This is a genomic window from Gilliamella sp. HK2, from assembly GCF_001690265.1.
In the GTDB taxonomy this organism is placed as follows: domain Bacteria; phylum Pseudomonadota; class Gammaproteobacteria; order Enterobacterales; family Orbaceae; genus Gilliamella; species Gilliamella apicola_C.
On record NZ_LZGV01000096.1, the window covers coordinates 1 to 2320 of the forward strand.

At 34.1% G+C, this 2320-nt stretch carries 3 protein-coding genes; all 3 read left to right on the top strand.

The genetic code is table 11. The features are described from left to right. Positions 1-61 precede the first annotated feature (61 nt). The gene (locus A9G45_RS11350) at positions 62-901 is read left to right on the top strand and encodes a DUF6708 domain-containing protein (protein WP_065572411.1); all 840 of its coding nucleotides are present in this window, start codon (positions 62-64) and stop codon (positions 899-901) included. After that, on the top strand, positions 901-1734 hold the full coding sequence (locus A9G45_RS11355) for a DUF6708 domain-containing protein (RefSeq protein WP_065572412.1): 834 nt from the start codon (positions 901-903) through the stop codon (positions 1732-1734). The genes A9G45_RS11350 and A9G45_RS11355 overlap by 1 nt, the downstream gene beginning before the upstream one ends. Further along, positions 1734-2320: DUF6708 domain-containing protein (locus A9G45_RS11360; RefSeq protein WP_176701818.1), on the top strand; the 587-nt coding region annotated here is incomplete at its 3' end. The genes A9G45_RS11355 and A9G45_RS11360, both read left to right, overlap by 1 nt.

Consider the following 2320-nt stretch of genomic DNA (forward strand, 5'->3'; position numbering starts at 1 on the left):
CCAGCTCGCTTGAAGAATATCAACAAATAGATGCCGAATATAAAAAGTTAGGAAATAAATAATGCCATCAAAGTACCAACCGCAAGTTTCCGCATGGCGCGAGGATTTATATAAAGGGGTTTATACAACGCAATTGCCTTTAACTAATAATAAAAAATTACGTTATGCTAATGATGATTATTGTGAGTTTTCAAGACGCCCAAATGGAATTGGTGTAATTCTCCGTTTCTTTTTAATTTTTATATCATTTTTCTCGTTACTACTTACAATATTTGGAGTATTTGTAAATTTTTCTAGTATTAATATCATGCAGTTAAGGGAAATGGATATTTTATTTGTTTTTTTAGGGATTAGTTTGATTTTTATTAGCTTTGTTGTACTTCAAATATTTCTAACAATTTTATTCATGCCAGAAGATTGTCCAATACGCTTAAATCGTAGAACAGGGAAAATCTATCTTTATGAGCATTTCATCTTATATCTCGGATCATGGGCTACCTTTACTCGCTCGCCCTTTAGAGCTAAAGAGATAACCGTTAAAGAGTTTAATTGGGCAGATATTCAAGGGTGTATGACCTCAGTATCGGTACCGACGGGCAGTGGCGGAATGGCTAGAAGCTATCGTCTAGAATGTGTGGTATGTGAGCCTAATACTACTAAAGTGATTGACCATTTTCTGTTGGCTGCTGATACCAGTTTAGGTTATGAGGAATGGATGTGGATAAATAGCTATATGGCTTTTTCTGATAAAAATTTGGATGCCGAATTTATGCCAGAAGAAGACTTTACTTGGCCAATCAAAGTCAACTGGCCAGAAGAAATCGACAAAAAATCCAAAGCCAGCTCGCTTGAAGAATATCAACAAATAGATGCCGAATATAAAAAGTTAGGAAATAAATAATGCCATCAAAGTATCAACCGCAAGTTTCCGCATGGCGCGAAGATTTATACAAAGGGGTTTATACAACGCAATTACATTTAAGTAATAATAAAAAATTGCGTTATGCTAATGATGATTACTGTGAGCTTTCAAGACTCCCAAACGGAATGAGGGGGTATCTTCGGTGGTTTATAGTGATTGTGATGTTTTTTACATGTTTACTTTTTATTTGTTCAGCTTTTTGTGCTATTTATGCCATCATCTATGTCGATGAAATCAGGTTATTATCTATTTTTGTAGAATGTATATTTATACTAATTAGTTATTTTTTCATACAAATATTTTTATGTAGTTTATTTGCCCCTGAAGATTGTCCCATTCGTTTTAATCGTAAAACAGGTAAGGTTTATATTTATGAACACATTATCATGCATTTGGGATCTTGGAGAGCTTTAAAATACTCACCTTTTAAAATAAAAAAAGTCATTGTTAAAGAATTTGATTGGATGGATATTCAAGGGGTAATGTGCTCAGTATCGACATCTACAACTAACGGAGGAACTGTAAGGCATTATCGCTTAGAATGTATAGTTTGTAAACCGAATACCACTCAAATAGTTGAGCACTTTGTATTATCATCAAATAGCAGTTTAGGTTATGAGGAATGGATGTGGATAAATAGCTATATGGCGTTTTCTGATAAAAATTTGGATGCCGAATTTATGCCAGAAGAAGACTTTACTTGGCCAATCAAAGTCAACTGGCCAGAAGAAATCGACAAAAAATCCAAAGCTAGCTCGCTTGAAGAATATCAACAAATAGATGCCAAATATAAAAAGCTAGGAAATAAATAATGCCATCAAAATACCAACCGCAAGTTTCCGCGTGGCGCGAGGATTTATATAAAGGGGTTTATACAACGCAATTACATTTAAGTAATAATAAAAAATTACGTTATGCTAATGATGATTATTGTGAATTTTCACGACGTTTAGGAGGGGGGTATTTTGCTCGTGGGATTACAGCATTTATTTCCTCAATTCTTGTTTTATTATCATTATGGATTTTATATATGGGAGTTTTCGTTATTATTACAGTAAGTGATGATAGAATAATAACAATATCAGCTAGTTTATTGGTATTATTTATTGCTTATTTTCTTTTTCAATTCTTGCTAAATATACTGTTTGCCCCCGAGGATTGCCCCATACGTTTAAACCGTAAAACAGGTAAAGTTTATATTTATGATCATTCTCTTTTATATTTTGGAACATGGGCTACCTTTACTCGCTCGCCCTTTAGAGCCAAAGAGATAACCGTTAAAGAGTTTAATTGGGCAGATATTCAAGGGTGTATGACCTCAGTATCAGTTCCTCTTTCTAGTGGCGGAACGGTTAGAAGTTATCGTCTAGAGTGTGTGGTATGTGAGCCTAATACCAC

Excerpts from the sequence above, each read along its gene's own strand:
- A9G45_RS11355 (WP_065572412.1), top strand. The coding sequence starts at position 901 with ATGCCATCAAAGTATCAACCGCAAGTTTCCGCATGGCGCGAAGATTTA.
- A9G45_RS11350 (WP_065572411.1), top strand. The coding sequence starts at position 62 with ATGCCATCAAAGTACCAACCGCAAGTTTCCGCATGGCGCGAGGATTTA.